At 40.8% G+C, this 14,777-nt stretch carries 9 protein-coding genes; 3 read left to right on the plus strand and 6 right to left on the minus strand.

Annotated features, from left to right (window positions below; all coding sequences use genetic code 11):
* Nucleotides 1–13: 13 nt before the first annotated feature.
* The 6 genes from Bovatus_RS22410 to Bovatus_RS22435 all read right to left on the minus strand — a co-directional run bounded on the left by Bovatus_RS22410 (nt 14) and on the right by Bovatus_RS22435 (nt 9,058).
* On the minus strand, nt 14–3,595 hold the full coding sequence (locus Bovatus_RS22410) for a SusC/RagA family TonB-linked outer membrane protein (protein ID WP_004320878.1): 3,582 nt from the start codon (nt 3,593–3,595) through the stop codon (nt 14–16).
* 25 nt (nt 3,596–3,620) lie between these two features.
* Nucleotides 3,621–4,781, minus strand: a complete 1,161-nt coding sequence (locus Bovatus_RS22415; RefSeq protein ID WP_004301830.1) for a FecR family protein — start codon at nt 4,779–4,781, stop codon at nt 3,621–3,623.
* A 67-nt stretch (nt 4,782–4,848) separates the two neighbouring features.
* The gene (locus tag Bovatus_RS22420; protein WP_004301831.1) at nt 4,849–5,403 is read right to left on the minus strand and encodes an RNA polymerase sigma factor; all 555 of its coding nucleotides are present in this window, start codon (nt 5,401–5,403) and stop codon (nt 4,849–4,851) included.
* 34 nt (nt 5,404–5,437) lie between these two features.
* On the minus strand, nt 5,438–6,139 hold the full coding sequence (locus tag Bovatus_RS22425) for a Crp/Fnr family transcriptional regulator (protein WP_004301832.1): 702 nt from the start codon (nt 6,137–6,139) through the stop codon (nt 5,438–5,440).
* A 116-nt stretch (nt 6,140–6,255) separates the two neighbouring features.
* Nucleotides 6,256–8,445: a glutamine synthetase III family protein gene (locus Bovatus_RS22430; RefSeq protein ID WP_004301833.1), complete on the minus strand. Its 2,190-nt coding sequence runs from the start codon at nt 8,443–8,445 to the stop codon at nt 6,256–6,258.
* 139 nt (nt 8,446–8,584) lie between these two features.
* A complete protein-coding gene (locus tag Bovatus_RS22435) occupies nt 8,585–9,058 on the minus strand; it encodes a hypothetical protein (RefSeq protein ID WP_004301834.1) in 474 nt (157 codons plus the stop codon).
* Between the two features lie 1,184 nt (nt 9,059–10,242).
* On the opposite strand from Bovatus_RS22435, the gene Bovatus_RS22440 reads away from it, so the two are divergent.
* The 3 genes from Bovatus_RS22440 to Bovatus_RS22450 all read left to right on the plus strand — a co-directional run bounded on the left by Bovatus_RS22440 (nt 10,243) and on the right by Bovatus_RS22450 (nt 14,777).
* Complete coding sequence (locus Bovatus_RS22440; protein ID WP_004301837.1) at nt 10,243–11,067, plus strand: Rpn family recombination-promoting nuclease/putative transposase; 825 nt, start codon at nt 10,243–10,245, stop codon at nt 11,065–11,067.
* A 166-nt stretch (nt 11,068–11,233) separates the two neighbouring features.
* On the plus strand, nt 11,234–13,441 hold the full coding sequence (locus tag Bovatus_RS22445) for a DUF5686 family protein (protein ID WP_004301839.1): 2,208 nt from the start codon (nt 11,234–11,236) through the stop codon (nt 13,439–13,441).
* Between the two features lie 205 nt (nt 13,442–13,646).
* Nucleotides 13,647–14,777 carry a reverse transcriptase family protein gene (locus Bovatus_RS22450; protein WP_004301840.1) on the plus strand — a complete coding sequence of 377 codons (1,131 nt, stop codon included), beginning with the start codon at nt 13,647–13,649 and terminating at the stop codon, nt 14,775–14,777.

Below are 14,777 nucleotides of genomic sequence, written 5' to 3' on the forward strand. Positions count from 1 at the left end.
CTTTGTTTATAGTTTAAAATCCGATATTAAGTCCCAGTGAGAAAGATCGTGGCATGATACTGTTTTCTAATTCCGGGTCGAAGCCATTGAAACGTTTGCTGGCTATTACAAATATGTTATCCATATTAAAATTGATAGCTAGGTTTTTTGCATGGATCTTGTCACACCATTCTTTTTTCATTTGCCATGATAATCCGATGTTACGACAACGTAGGAATGAACCACTGACTACCATAGCATCTGATTTCTCCCACATTTCAATAGCTGATTCTGCACTATCTGTATTAGGCAGGGTCCACCCTATTTCTATCGGCCATGTCGGAAGTCCGGGAATATTTGTGTAGACCTCATCTCCGGGCTTTTGCCAACGGTTTAGTAAATCGCGGTTTACATTTTTGGTTGGATCCGGCATCATACTGCCGCTTCCTTGAAAATCACTGTAAGGTGACGGCAAGCGTTTTTTACTACCTAATAAAAGGGAGAAACTGGTATTTAATGACAAAGATTTGTAACGGAAACTAAAACCGAGACCTCCGGTGAAGTACGGCTCTGTTTCTCCGGAATATACCAAGTAAGTAGTCGGATCGATACTTTTGCTCTTTTCTTCATCTGGGACCTCAACGTAGTTGAACATTGGTTTACCATTACTTCCGTCAAGACCAGCAAAAGAGTATGACCAGAATGCACTCAGCGGATAACCTTCTTTTAATATCTGTGTACTACCTCCTCTCAAGTACATTGCTGTGTTTCTGTCAATTTTGGTTTCTCCACCTTTGTTCCAGTTTTTAGAGGCATTCAGGTTGATGTTCAGGCTGAAATCGCGCTTTTGGATAGGCGTGAATGATAATGTGTATTCAATTCCCCGATTGTAAATAATTCCACCGTTACGTTTCATATCATCAATTCCGTATTCGAATGGCAAATCTACGGTGATTACCGCATTGGAACGTCTGGTATAATATTCCAGATTCATATAGAACATACGGAACAGTTCCAGATCCACGCCGAAGTTCCAGTTTCTGGTACGTTCCCAGGAGAGATATGGATTAGGTATCTGGCCGATAGTGGAGAAGTAGCGATTATATCCGGGTTGTACTCCCTGTTGGCTTAAGATTAGTTCAGGACTTTCTCGTGTTAAAGCATTTCCCTGAATACCGAATGTTCCTCTGAAATTAAGTGTAGTGATCCATTTCAAATGTTTTTGAAAGAAAGCCTCTTCTGATGCTCTCCAGGAGAGACCGAATGAATAAGTCGGGTCGATACGATGGTTTATATCCTGCCCGAAAACGTTGGAGGCATCATTTCGTACATTGGCATTGACTACATAGCGATTCTTGAATGAATATGCGAAAGTAGCGAAGAATGAAAGGAAGTTGTTGGTATTGTCTGTTCTTTGCCAGCCTCTACTATAAATATCTCCTAATATTCCCCAGCCTGTTGGAGGATTGTTGGGAGTTATCACTTCACTTGGTATGGTAGGAGCAACAATACGTTCACCTCTGTCCGGCACATATCCCCAAACTTTATTGGCTGTTCCTTTCGCTGTAGATGAACGGAGTTCCATACCCAATAATGCGTTCAATCGGTTATCAGGATTGAATGCTTTACTGAATTGTAACTTGTTCTGAATATTGTAGGAATACTGGTTGTTGTCGTTTGTATACAATATACCTCCGAATGGAAGCTGCGCAGCTTTAAATTCAGCACTGGTGGGAGTAACGGAATTAAAATCGTAGCCGCGATACTCGTTGGCAATATAGTAAGTACGTTCGGTAGCCCAGCTTTCATTCGTACTATTGTTATTCGAATAACCTCCGGTGAATTGGTAGGTTACCCAATCAAGAATACGCCAGTTTACATCTAGTGAGGCGGACATGAAGTTCGAACGTGCTTTTGAACCGCTGTTGTCCCGTTCATTGATAAAATTGTATGAAAGGGTTTGTATCTTACCAGTTTTAGAGTTGTAGCCGTTCCTTTGCATATAATAAGCGTCCGGATCGATGATGCGGTTGGTGTTAGTAGCATAACTCATTGGGTTGACTTCGTTGAAAAAGCCATTTGTGGTAGAAACACTACCGTTTAAAGTCAGATTGATAGTTAGCTTTTCTATAGGGCGTAACATCAGGGCGATACGGCCTGTCATACGTTCGTTGTCGTTGCCGATTTCCTGGCCTTCACTGTTATTATATCCTATGGATGCTGAATAACTGAACTTGTTTGTTCCGCCGGAAACACTAACGTTGTGAGTATGGCTGAACGAACGACGTGTCAGGCGTTTGAACCAGTCTGTATTACGGGTTTCCATATCGTTATAAAGCTTTCTGTATTCGATGTCTGAAATATCATGTTCCTGCAGCATCCGTAATATACCTTCATAGGTGTTAAGATCCTTATAAGGTGTTTCTATATAATTAACCCCTGCATCAAACGCTTCTTGTGAGAAACGGACACGTTCTTGAGAGTTCATGAAGTTGAACATCCCATAATTAGGACGTTGTCCGATGTTAAAGTTGGCGGAGTAGTTTACGGTTAGTCGGTCAGTAGTATTTTTCTTGGTGGTGATTTCGATTACACCGTTAGAGGCTTTCGAACCATAGATGGCAGTGGCGGAAGCATCTTTCAAGATGGTGATATTTTCGATATCGGCGGGATTTAACCACGAAATCTGGTTACCGATAATGTCTTGCAAATTTTTAGTCATCAGGTCGCCACTGTCTAATGTTACCTGAAAATCTTCCTGGATAATGCCGTCTACTACCCACAATGGGTCACGGTTTCCTTGCAACGTACTGGTACCTCGAATCTGAATCTTGGGGGCAGTACCTACACGACTGCTTGTATTGGTTACAACCATACCCGCTACACGTCCTTGTAACATTTGGTCAATAGTAGTAAACGAAGGCATGATGATATCTTTTGCTTTGATGCTGGTAATAGATCCAACGATGTCACGACGTTGAATATTCTGGTATCCGGTTACCACCACCTCATCTATTTCTGTGCTGGTGGAGCTGTTCAGAGTGACATTAATGGTTTTTTTACCCGTATATTTTACCGTTTTCTTTTCCATTCCGATAAAAGAGTACGTAAGAATCAACCCTTCCTGTGCTGGAATATTAAACGTGTACTGCCCGTCCAATCCTGCAATGGCTCCATGTTTAGAACCTCGGATCGTGATAGTAGCGCCGGGCAAGGCCTCACCGTTAGTATCCCGGACCCAACCGCTGATGGTTATCTTTTGGCTTTGTCTTTTCTTTATAACAATTGCGCTACCAGAGATTTCGTAAGTCAGGTTAGTGCCTTCCAGACATTCATCCAGAATTTCAGTAATCGTTTTGTCTTTGGCTCTGATGGTGATATCAGTTACATTAGCGACATCTTCCGTTCCATACATAAAGACAAATTTCGTACGATTCTGCAGATACCAGAGCGCTGCTTCCAGCGTTTCTCCTCTCAAGTCGATGGAGATTCTCTGATTGTCCTGTGCTTGAATCATGAGTGAAGAAAGGGAGAATATCCATAAAAGACAGAACTTCACAAAGTTTCTGCTTGCATAAGATACCACCCATGGCAGGGATTTTACTCGTTTTTTCATAATGCGTTAGTTATATTATGTATTATTACTGTTTGTAGGAAATGTGCAGGATGCCCTCCCGTTGTTTGATATTGACCAGATTTAATTCTGTAATCATGTCGATAATCGGGTTCATGTTGGCGTAGCGGTTAAGGTAAGCTCCGATACGCACCTGTTTGGCTGCTTCGTCTTCAAAAGAATATTGGAATCCATACCATTTGGACAGGTATGACATCACATTCTCAAGAGGGACATTTAAAAAGATAAATGATCCGGATTCCCAAGATGTATACAAATCAGTGTTTACGTTGGCGACGGTATTTGTACCGGTATTTTTATTATATGTATAGTGCTGGTTGGGAACTAATTCGAATTCTTCATTTCCACTGTTGATTCTTACTGTTCCACTGATTAAGGTTGTACTTTCCGTATCTTCATCAGCGTAGGCTCTTACGTTGAACGACGTTCCCGTTACCCGGATAGATGTATGCGATGTTTTTACGATAAACGGATGCTCCTTGTCCGGGGCAACATCAAAATAAGCCTCCCCTTCAATTTGCACAATACGTTCTTTGCTGCTGAAACAAACCGGATAAGTCAGCCGGGTTTCCGCATTGAGATGTACCCTCGTGCCGTCGGAAAGCGTGATAAGACATTCCATCCCCTGCAATGTGCGTAGTGTGTTTTGGATTTCTTTTACTTGCGGTTTGTTGGCGGGAATCTGATAGTTGATCCCTTTAGAATCGATCACAAATGCTCTGACTGCATTCTCAGGAAGATTATTGTCGGAAAGATTGAAAGATTTGCCGTCACTCAAGATCAGTTCCCCACCAAGGGTTCCCGGAGTGATGTCGCTAATCGTTTCTTCGGATATCCAATGATAGATAAAGTAAGAAGCAGGTACTAATAACAATAAGATGAGAGCTGCATATTTCAGACTCTTTTTCCACGAAAAAACAGTACCCGATTGATTGCCTCCTAATAACGGATAGACTTTCTCCCACGCTTTTTGTGAAGAGAAGCTTTTTATTAACCGGCTGTTTTCTTCATACGTTTCCTTATTTAATATCCGGTCGGCTATCTTTTGATGTTCCGGGTTTTCATCCAACCATGCACGATAGTTCTTTTCCTCTTCGGGGGTAGACGAATGAGTGAATAGAGAAGCTAAGATTTTTGCAATTTTAAATTTTTCTTTAAATGAATTCATCGTTTTTTCGATTTGTTATATAAGTAAAACAATCCAATCGAAAAAACGGGGTAATCAAAAAGTTACTTTATTTGCATAAAAATAGTAATAAGGTGTAATTTATGCCTTTGAGACTTTCGCGAAGTTTGCGATAGGCGAATTTCTTTAACGTATGGACAGTGCCTTCTGAAATTTGCAATTTGTCAGCAATCTCATGGTTTTTTAACCCTTTCATAGAATATAAGATGATATTTCGCATTTGGGTAGGCAATTCTTCTACCGCTTTGCGAACCATGTGGAATGTTTCCTGTTCGATAATGGCAGCTTCGAAGCCACTATCGAACTCTTCCTGTCCAGAAAAATAGGGAATATCTAATTGCTCATGTTTTAAGTGATTCAGACATTTATTTCGGGTGACGGTATAAAGGAAGCTTTTTACTTTCAAAATGTCGTCAAAATCTTCTTTCCGTTCCCAATAAGCTAACAATACATCTTGTGCGATGTCTTTGCAAACTTCTTTGTCTTCAATATAGTGGGATGCGAACACGCAAAGAATAGGATAGTAGTCATCAAATAGCTTTTTGAAAGCCTGTTTGTTGCCACGTTTTATGTCTGCAATTATATTTTCTATATGTATGTTCACTATTTAGGGTGGAACGATTGGTGCAGAAACTCTCTTACCCAATCTTGCTTATTTTCTTCAGCTTTTCTTCTTCGATGATTTTGATTTTTCTTCCGTCGATAGTAATCAGTCTTTCCGTAGCGAATTGCGACAAGGTACGGATAGCGTTCGAAGTAGTCATATTGGAAAGATTTGCCAGATCTTCACGTGAAAGATAAATGCTCAACGTAGAACCGTCTTCTTCCAGTCCATAACTTTCTTTCAGGAAGATGAGTGATTCGGCCAAACGTCCGCGAATATGTTTTTGTGTCAGATTAACGGTACGTTCGTCAGAGATACCCAAGTCAATGGAAAGTTGGCGGATAAAGAACATGGCCAAGTCATTATTTTGGGCAACCAGCGTAGTGATGGCACTCATAGGAATCAGGCAAACAACGGAAGGTTCGAAAGCTGCTGCGGCAGTTACAAAATCTTGTTTGGCAAAATAAGCACGATATGCAAAGTATTCGCGTGGTTTAATCATGCGGATAATTTGACTTCTACCCCCCACACCATCTTTGAAGATTTTCACTTTTCCACTGATGAGACACATCAGATGATGTGGCGTTTCTCCTTCACAGTAGATGGTTTCATTCTTTTTGTAGGTTTGTATCGTATAATTATTCATCAGAAACTCCTTTTGCTCATTGTTTAGAGGAGCTAACATATCGGATAATGGTTCCGAAATATCGATGTCTGACATATTCATTTTTACCATGAGTGCTACAAAACTGTGTTATACAGCACAAAAGTAAAAAGAAAAAATGAGAAAATGAACGAATCTATAAAAAGATTGCACAAAAGTGGGAGCTTTCGTGCAATCTTGCAGACATTTTATTTGGTAAACAACAGTTCTCTATATTTAGGCAACGGCCATATTTCGTCATCCACTTCCATCTCCAGGTGGTCGATGTGGTCGCGGATTTGGTCAAGATACGGGCGTACTTTTTCTTCGTATGCGAATGCCCTTTCTTTGTAGTTTTCCATGTGGTTGGCTACTTTTCTTGCTTCGGTCATGTCGCGCACGAGTACTTTGATAGAAGTGACCCGGTGTGAAATCTCACGAATCAGTTCTTTACGGTCGGCACTTAATACTTCATATTCTTCAGCCGGGAATATTTCTTTCAGTCCGCGAAGATTTTCGAGCAAACGGTTCTGATAGGCAACGGCAGTTGGTACGATGTGATTGATGGCGAGGTCGCCCAATACACGGCCTTCGATTTGCACCTTCATGGTGTATTTCTCCAGTTCCACTTCCAGACGGCTGTTCAATTCGGTCTCGTTGAAGATACGTTCGCCGATAAGTACTGATTTGGATTGGTTATCAATATAGTGCATCAGGGCTTCCGGTACGTGGCAGATATTAGTCAGTCCGCGGCGTGCAGCTTCTTGTTTCCATTCTTCGGAATAACCGTCCCCTTCGAAACGAATCGGTTCGGAGGCGATAATTGTTTCTTTCAGCAGGCGGAAGATAGCTTCGTCTTTGCCAACTCCTTCTTCCATCAGCTTTTCTACCGATGCCCGGAATTCGTTCAGCTGGTTTGCCATGGCCGCATTGATTGCAATCATAGAGGCAGCACAGTTGGAAGAAGAACCTGCGGCGCGGAATTCGAAACGGTTTCCGGTGAATGCGAAAGGAGAAGTACGGTTGCGGTCGGTGGTATCCAGTAAAATTTCGGGGATACGTCCGATGCCTAACTTCAGTGTGGTTTTTTCTTCCGGCGTCATTTTCTCATTTCCTACCTGGCGGACAATTTCGTCGAGAGTAGACGAGAGTTGTGAACCCAGAAAGCAAGAGAGGATGGCGGGAGGAGCTTCATTGGCTCCCAAACGATAGCTGTTGCTGGCGCTCATGATGGAGGCACGCAATAAATCCTGGTTTTTATAAACCATCATTAAGGCGTTTACCAGAAATGTGAGGAATAGCATATTGCCTTTCGGATTCTTTCCGGGAGCGAACAGATTGATACCGGTATCTGTGCAGAGTGACCAGTTGTTGTGCTTGCCCGAACCGTTTACTCCGCTATATGGCTTTTCGTGCAGGAGTACATTAAAATGATGCTTCCTGGCGATACGCTTCATCAAATCCATGACGAGCTGGTTGTGATCGTTGGCAAGGTTACAGTTTTCGAAAATAGGGGCCAACTCAAATTGGTTGGGAGCTACTTCGTTATGACGGGTTTTGGCAGGAATACCGAGTTTGTGACACTCGATTTCGAGTTCTTTCATAAATGCAGTGACACGTGGAGGGATAGAGCCGAAATAATGATCCTCCAACTGTTGGTCTTTGGCAGAAGAGTGCCCCATCAGTGTCCGTCCTGTCAGGCAGAGGTCGGGGCGTGCATTATATAAGGAGGAGTCTACAAGGAAATATTCCTGTTCCCATCCTAAATTGGTATATACGCGTGTGATGTTCTTGTCGAATAGCTGACAGACTTCCGTTGCTGCTTTATCTACAGCGGCAAGTGCTTTCAACAATGGAGTTTTGTAATCCAACGCTTCACCTGTATAAGAAATGAAGATAGTGGGGATACAAAGAGTGGTATCTACTACGAATGCCGGTGAAGAAACATCCCAGGCTGTATATCCTCGTGCTTCGAAAGTGTTGCGGATGCCGCCGTTAGGGAAAGAAGAAGCATCCGGCTCTTGCTGGATCAGTAGTTTTCCGGAGAAGCGTTCAATCACTCCGCCATCTTCGCCGAATTCGATAAAGCCGTCATGCTTTTCGGCTGTTCCGTCTGTCAGAGGCTGGAACCAGTGTGTGTAGTGAGTGACGTTGAGTGACTTAGCCCAACTTTTCATACCGTTAGCAATTAAATCTGCTATTTCACGGCTGATAGGCGTACCTTTTTCGATAGCGTCGGTTACAGCTTTGTAAGCTTCTTTGGGAAGATACTCCTGCATCTTCTTGCGGTCGAACACGTGGCTACCATAATAATCAGAGAGTTTGTTGGAAGGGGCAATAACTTCCAGAGGTTTCCGGTTGGAAAGCTCTTGTAAGGCAAAAAAACGCATTTTTGACATAAATGGTCTATTTTTTTATCGGTTGATGGCGCAAAATTATATGTTTTTTCTGAAAGTACCCCTATTTTAGAGGGGGTATTTTGAAAAATAATGTGTTTTTCTAAAAGTACCCCCTCTGTTGATTCTCCAACTTCTATTCTTATTGTTGCTGTTCGTTGATTTCTTTAGCCATCTGTTTAACCAAACTTTCCACTTGGATATAATGGTTGTGATAGTTCTTGAATAACAGTTTGAACACTGGGCTGCTCACAGCCATTTGGGTGAGAAATTGTAGGTGTTTACCCGTAGAGGTGTTCATCTGCATACGTTTTTCTTTGCTCAAGTTGTCTTGTATGGAATAAGCACCGCATGAAATTTGGATTTCTGCAATGCCTTCATCCCAAGGATGGGTGTTGAGGTGAGTCAATGCTGCCAGGATTTTTTTTAGGTTTTTCAGCAGAATGTTTAATAGTTCGAATTCGGTACGGTTTACGGAGCAAGAATCCGGGTCCAGAAGGAAAGCGAATTTAAGGTAGAAATCCTTTAATTCTTCTTTAGGAATAACAAATGAATCTTTGGAAGCCTTTATCATGCCTCCCACCGCTGGTTGAACGGTAACTTGTTTTGTTTCCATAATATAATTATGAATAAGGTGGTAGGCGAAGATTTTCTATAAAATAAGAGCGGTTCCGCCTTTCCCGTTACTCTTCACCAACCAGGCAGTGGGTGCATTAACACTCCACACGGGGGTACGAAACCGCCATATGAAGCATCAGGACAGGCATAAAAATGCCTGCCACGAAACGAGGCAGGTTCCCTGCCTGGTTGATATGAAGAGTATCACAAAGATACGACAATTTTCTTCTTTGTCAAGAATAAAAGGAAAAATTAAAGGTAGGAGTAAGCATCTTTCTTTTTCATTTAGTATATACTAATACCTTATATTAACCGATATTGGAATTTTCTATTTTTTATGCGGAAATACATTAGACTTGTATTTGTTTAGTTTCTATTTGTATGGAAATGAATGAAACAGTGCGAAAATGAGTGAAACTGTATGGATTCGGTCATACACAATAGAAAAAACATCTATCATACTATCATTCATTTTAATAATATTCTAATTATCAAAAGAATAAGTATGATAGATAGCTCTAAAAAAATGTATCTATCATACTTTTATTAGTAAAAAGGGACATCTATCATTCCTATACTGTATCTATTTTAGTGTAGCATTAGGTGAGATAATCCATTTAAAGACATACGAATGCACACTTTATAGGATGATAACCTGTATTTGACAGCTTAATTATCTATGGGGAGCGGCAGTATTTCTATAGTTCACAAGTGTGTGCCGTACAGCCCACGCATGTAAACCATACAGCCTACATATGCGGGCTATGCAGCACACACTTGTGGGCTATAAACTTATCGCCGTTTAAGTGGGATTTTTGAGCTGCGATATTCGGATTTATATGGCTTCATTATGACAAAAACAAGCCGTCTTATGCTTATAGGATATTTATACGGCTATTTTGTAGATGATAGGTAACCCGTTTTTACTGGTAAAAGTATGATAGATACATTTTTTTAAAGCTATCTATCATAGATATTACAGTGATAATTAAAACATTACTAAAATGAATGATAGTATGATAGATAGTTTTTTCATTATGTAATGTTTAGTTCAAGCTCCTATACTATGAATTAGTTCAAATCCATACTGTTATGAATATTGAAGTTTTCTTTTATCCTATCTTTGAGGAAATTCAACAAAAAAACTCTATCTTTGTTTTATAATTGAGACACAACATAATAATGGGAAGATTTATCAATCCCTTTACCGATTTTGGCTTTAAGTTTTTATTCGGCAGAGAGGTAGAAAAGGAGTTGTTAATTGACTTCTTGAATGATTTGCTCGTAGGAGAGCATGTAATTACCGACATTCAGTTCCTTAACAACGAACAGCAGCCGGAAGTAAAAACAGAACGAGGACTTATCTATGATATATATTGCAGAACCAATACAGGGGAGCATATTATCGTAGAAATGCAGAACCGGGAGCAGCCTTACTTTAAAGACCGTGCCCTCTTCTATCTCTCTAGGGCTATAACTCAACAAGCGAGAAAGGGAATTTGGAACTTTCAATTAGATGCTGTGTATGGAGTGTTCTTCATGAACTTCGTGATGGACAAGGATATACCCTCTAAAATCAGAACGGATGTTATCCTTTCTGACAGGGATACAGGTAAGCTTTTCAACAGTAAGTTCCGGCAAATCTTTATTGAATTGCCGAACTTTAATAAAGAAGAGGATGAATGTGAAAATGATTTTGAACGCTGGATTTATATATTAAAGCACATGGATACACTTGATCGAATGCCTTTCAAGGCTCGTAAAGCCGTTTTTGAACGACTAGAAAAGTTGGCCTCCAAAGCGAATATGACCCAAGAGGAAAGAATGCAGTACGAGGAAGAATGGAAAGTTTACAACGATTATTTTAATACGTTGGATTTTGCAGAACAAAAAGGAATGCAAAAGGGTATACGAGAAACAGCCCGTAAATTGAAAGAGCTAGGAGTAGCTGATGATATTATCATAAAATCTACGGGTATTTCGAAAGAAGAAATAGAGAAATTATAATCTTTCTCCTATTATTAATCAACGACTCATGCATTCAAACATGAGTCGTTTTTGTTTATTCTTATATCTATATTAATCCAATGAAGAGGTTCCTGCCCTTGATAACTCTTTTTAGTAGCTTAATTCCATTGCTTTTCGATATTCTTTTTTATATTTGCCTGCGTTAATGAAGGAGATACGACGATTGAGAGATAAAATATTGATAGGATGCATATTGTGTCTGTTCTCTTTTATACCAAAGGGGGCAGCCAATAATTATATAATGAATCCTTATACCCATCAGGAAATCTCCGCCGACTCCATTATAGAACGTGTAATGACTTTTGCACCTTTGTATGAAACGATCGTCAGCGATTATCGTGCGAACCTATATATAAAAGGTAAGATGGACATTCAGAAGAAGAATTTTATTCTTCGTTATGTACCTTCTATGTTTCGTTTGCAAAAGGGGGTTCGCGAATATCTGCTTGAAACATATAGTGATCTTCATTATACGGCTCCCAATATTTACGATCAAAAAGTAAAAGCCTCCCAGGGAACAGTGAGGGGAAACAGGGGATTGCCGGGGTTGCTAGAATACTTTAATGTAAATATCTACTCTTCATCTCTGCTGAACGATGAACGCTTATTATCACCACTGGCTAAAAACGGACAGAAATACTATAAATACCGAATAGACAGCGTGATGGGAGACCCTAATAATCTGGATTATCGAATCCGTTTTATTCCCCGTACCAAGAGCGATCAGTTGGTGGGTGGCTATATGGTGGTCAGCAGTAACGTTTGGAGTGTTCGTGAAATTCGTTTTTCGGGAAGATCGGAGCTGATAACATTTACCTGTTGGATTCAGATGGGAGATGTAGGCAAGAAAAATGAATTCCTGCCGGTGCGTTATGACGTAGAAGCTCTTTTCAAATTTCTCGGAAATAAGGTGGATGGTAATTACACCGCTTCTTTAGATTATAAATCCATCGAACTGAAAGAAAAAAAGGTGCGCAAGAAAGAGAAGAGAAAATATAACCTTTCGGAATCTTTCTCTTTACAGTGTGACACGAACGCTTATAAGACGGACGCCTCTACCTTTGCTATCATGCGGCCGATTCCTTTGAATGAAAGTGAGAAAAAACTATATCATGACTATACGCTTAGACGTGACACGACAACGGTAGAAAAGCCGTCCAAGAGTCAGGCCTTTTGGGGAACGATGGGTGATTTGATGGTAGAAGATTATAAATTCAATTTGTCCAATATCGGAAGTGTGCGATTTTCTCCGTTTATCAATCCGCTCTTATTCAGTTATAGTGGAAGCAATGGTTTGTCTTATCGACAGGATTTTCGTTATAACCGTCTTTTCAGAGGGGATAAGTTACTTCGCATTGTGCCTAAACTCGGATACAACTTTACGCGTAAGGAATTCTACTGGTCATTGAATGCCGATTTTGAATACTGGCCGCAGAAACGGGGATTCTTCCGGTTGAATGTGGGTAACGGTAACCGTATTTATAGTAGTAAAGTGCTGGACGAACTGAAAGCTATGCCGGACAGTATCTTCAATTTCGATTTAATTCATCTCGATTATTTTAAGGACTTGTATTTCAATTTCCGTCATACCGTTGAAGTAGTCAACGGACTGGATATCGGTCTGGGTTTCTCTGCCCATAAAAGAACAGCGGTAGAGCCTTCCCGTTTTGTGATTACCGGTGATTATCCGATGCCGCCCCCGGAATTTATGGATAAATTCAAGAACACTTATATCAGTTTTGCTCCCCGCATCCGGATAGAGTGGACTCCGGGACTCTATTATTATATGAACGGAAAGCGAAAGATTAACCTCCATTCTTTATACCCGACTTTCTCGGTCGATTATGAACGAGGTATTAAAGGAGTGTTCAAGAGTACGGGTGAATATGAAAGAATAGAGTTTGACCTTCAGCATCAAATCCGGTTGGGATTGATGCGTAATATTTATTATCGTTTCGGATTCGGAGCATTCACCAATCAGGATGAGTTGTATTTTGTGGACTTTGCCAATTTCTCCCGCCATAATCTTCCCGTAGGTTGGAATGATGAAATCGGCGGAGTATTTCAGGTGCTTGACTCACGTTGGTATAACTCCTCCCGCCGTTATGTAAGGGGGCATTTCACCTACGAAGCTCCGTTCCTTATTCTCCGGCATCTGATGAAGTATACCCGTTATGTGCAGAATGAACGTATTTATATCAGTGCCCTCTCTATGCCGCACCTTCAACCTTATCTGGAAGTAGGATATGGCATCGGTACGCATATTTTCGACGTAGGAGTTTTTGTGAGTAGCGAAAACTGGAAATTTGGAGGAATAGGCTGTAAGTTCACGTTTGAGTTGTTCAACCGATAGTTTTCTTCGTTCCGGTTGTTTTATCGAAAGATTTTAGTTATCTTTGTATAAGAGAGGATGAGGGCAGAATTTAGCATCAAAGAGGTGTAGTCGCCTCATAAGCACAGGTATTTTCCTAGAAAATAAATTCTAAGGTATAAATACCTAAATTTATTTTAGTAAATAACTCATCCTCTCTTCTCTCTTTTTTATATGCATATACAAAATGGACGGAATTTTAATAACGATCATTGTTATCACCGCTTTCCTTGTTTATAAGATAATTTCTTCAAGCAGGAAACAGGAGGGGTATAAAAGATGGAAAGCAACAAGCAGTGGTAAGGAAGAAAAGACTACTAAGGTAAAATGGGAACACGGAGCCTGGCTTAGGCATGCTTTGGGGGGAACTGTTCCGAGAACGCAGTATGTTCAAAAGTTTGATGAATCGGCTGTTGTTTGGTGCGCCAACTTGTTGGGAGTGGAAACGGCACGGTTGAAGGAAATTCTACGGGATGTTTCCGAACATTACCGGGAGTTCTGGATGAGAAAAAGAAAGGGAGGTTATCGGATGATTTCTGCTCCTGACAAAGAATTACAATCTATTCAAACCACTATTAATTCTCGAATATTATCATCTGTGACAATGATTTATCCGGCGGCAGTAGGTTTCCGGAGCGGTCATTCTGTGGTTGATAATGCCAGTCCCCATCTGGGAAAACGGTATGTCTTGAAAATGGATATTCATGATTTTTTCTTTTCGATACGGAGCCGGAGGGTGAAAAAGACATTTGAGAAGATTGGTTATCCGGAAAATGTGTCTAAGGTATTGGGAGTGTTGTGCTGCTTGTACAGGCACTTGCCGCAGGGAGCGCCTACAAGTCCGGCGTTAAGCAATATCGTGGGGTATGAGATGGATAAGAAATTGGCGGCACTGGCAGCGGAATACGGACTGGCTTATACCCGTTATGCCGATGACCTGACTTTTTCGGGAGATGTGTTTCCCAAAGAACAAATCATTCCCCGGATCAAACAAATCATCCGTGATGAGAAATTCGAACCGAATCATAAGAAGACCCGTTTTATCAATGAGTATGGCAGGAAGATTATTACAGGAGTATCTGTTTCTTCCGGTGCGAAACTGACAATCCCTAAAGCCAGAAAGAGAGAGATCCGGAAGAATGTCTATTTTATCCTGACAAAAGGCTTGGCGGAACATCAGCGCCGGATTGGCTCGAGTGATCCTGTCTATCTGAAACGGCTGATTGGAGAACTTTGTTATTGGCGGTCAATAGAACCGGACAATGCGTATGTATCCGATTCTATTAACCGTTTGAAATGTTTGGAGAAAGGGTATTAA

Source organism: Bacteroides ovatus (genome assembly GCF_001314995.1).
Classification (GTDB): Bacteria; Bacteroidota; Bacteroidia; order Bacteroidales; family Bacteroidaceae; genus Bacteroides; species Bacteroides ovatus.

Excerpts from the sequence above, each read along its gene's own strand:
- Bovatus_RS22410 (WP_004320878.1), bottom strand. The coding sequence starts at position 3,595 with ATGAAAAAACGAGTAAAATCCCTGCCATGGGTGGTATCTTATGCAAGC.
- Bovatus_RS22415 (WP_004301830.1), bottom strand. The coding sequence starts at position 4,781 with ATGAATTCATTTAAAGAAAAATTTAAAATTGCAAAAATCTTAGCTTCT.
- Bovatus_RS22425 (WP_004301832.1), bottom strand. The coding sequence starts at position 6,139 with ATGGTAAAAATGAATATGTCAGACATCGATATTTCGGAACCATTATCC.
- Bovatus_RS22430 (WP_004301833.1), bottom strand. The coding sequence starts at position 8,445 with ATGTCAAAAATGCGTTTTTTTGCCTTACAAGAGCTTTCCAACCGGAAA.
- Bovatus_RS22435 (WP_004301834.1), bottom strand. The coding sequence starts at position 9,058 with ATGGAAACAAAACAAGTTACCGTTCAACCAGCGGTGGGAGGCATGATA.
- Bovatus_RS22440 (WP_004301837.1), top strand. The coding sequence starts at position 10,243 with ATGGGAAGATTTATCAATCCCTTTACCGATTTTGGCTTTAAGTTTTTA.
- Bovatus_RS22445 (WP_004301839.1), top strand. The coding sequence starts at position 11,234 with ATGAAGGAGATACGACGATTGAGAGATAAAATATTGATAGGATGCATA.
- Bovatus_RS22450 (WP_004301840.1), top strand. The coding sequence starts at position 13,647 with ATGGACGGAATTTTAATAACGATCATTGTTATCACCGCTTTCCTTGTT.